Here is an 824-nt window from a genome sequence, read left to right as displayed (position 1 = left end):
CAAAAAACCGACGGCAGCAACAGCAGCAGTGGCGGCAGTGTTGGCGTCAGTCTGGGCATCAGTGGGGCCAGCAGTGGTCTGAGTATTTTTGCCAACGCCAATAAAGGTCAGGGAAGTGAGCACGGCGACGGCACCTCCTGGACTGAAACGACCCTTGACAGCGGCGGCACGCTGTCGGTGCACAGTGGCCGCGATACCTCACTGGTCGGTGCGCAGGTCAGCGGCGAAACGGTGAAGGTGGAGGTGGGCCGCGACCTGTTGCTGCAAAGCCAGCAGGACAGCGATAACTATGACGCCAAACAACAAAATAGCAGTGTTGGCGGCAGTTTCAGCCCTGGCTCCATGACGGGCAGTATCAGTATCAATGGCAGCCAGGACAAGCTGAACAGCAACTTTGACTCGGTGCAGGAGCAGACCGGTATCTTTGCCGGTTCGGGCGGCTTTGATATCACGGTGGGTGGACACACCCAGCTTGACGGTGCGGTGATTGGCAGCACGGCGACAGCCGATAAAAACACGCTGGATACCGGGACACTGGGCTTCAGTGATATCGATAATCAAGCCGATTTCAAGGTTGAACATCAAAGTGTGGGTATCAGCACCGGGGGGAATATCGGCAGTCAGTTTGTTGGCAATATGGCCAACGGCTTGCTGGTCGGGGCCAATAACGAAGGTCACGCCGACAGCACCACCCATGCGGCCGTTTCTGAAGGTACGATCACGGTGCGTGACACGGATAACCAGCAGCAGAATGTTGATGACCTGAGCCGTGATGTGGAGCAGGCCAACAATGCCCTTTCCCCTATCTTTGATAAAGAGAAAGA

1 protein-coding gene is annotated in these 824 nt (G+C 56.4%); it reads left to right on the top strand.

All coding sequences use genetic code 11. The annotated features are described in order from the left end of the window. Positions 1-824: hemagglutinin repeat-containing protein (locus tag AC971_RS22425; protein ID WP_197090749.1), on the top strand; the 824-nt coding region annotated here is incomplete at both ends.

Source organism: Yersinia similis, from assembly GCF_001053095.1.
In the GTDB taxonomy this organism is placed as follows: Bacteria; Pseudomonadota; Gammaproteobacteria; order Enterobacterales; family Enterobacteriaceae; genus Yersinia; species Yersinia similis.
Note: the sequence above shows the minus strand (reverse complement) of the source record. Positions and strands in the feature narration are given on the sequence as shown.